Genomic DNA, 414 nt, shown 5'->3' with positions numbered 1-414 from the left:
TTTTAAAACAATGGGATACAAAATTATTAGAATTCGTTCAGACAACATATAGTCAGCCACATCAGGGCTTTTGCCTTGGTGTGGCTTTGTTCGTATGTCTTCATGGCGGGATTGTCCCGCAAAATCAGTTAGTAAAAAAATAGAAAATTGAAAAATTAAAAAAAAAGTAAAAATTAAAAATTCATTTATTATGAAACAGAAAAATTCATTCAAGTGCCTTGTAGCGATGGGAGTATTGCTCGGCACAACAGGGGCGGCTAATGCCGAAGTAACGTGGTCGTATGATGCCCCAACGACCACACTCACCATTAGTGGTACAGGGGATATGAGCGACTATGACGACAATAGAGGTTATCCACAACAGCACACTACTGCGCCGTGGGGTACGTACTATTCGCAGATGACCTCTGTGGT

1 pseudogene is annotated in these 414 nt (G+C 40.8%); it reads left to right on the top strand.

What is annotated here, in order from left to right:
• Positions 1-190: 190 nt before the first annotated feature.
• Positions 191-414 (top strand): annotated as a pseudogene (locus tag ASC50_RS05070) (hypothetical protein); the annotation flags it as partial.

The sequence above is a fragment of the Candidatus Symbiothrix dinenymphae genome (genome assembly GCF_001431085.1).
This window is presented reverse-complemented; position numbering and strand designations above follow the sequence as displayed.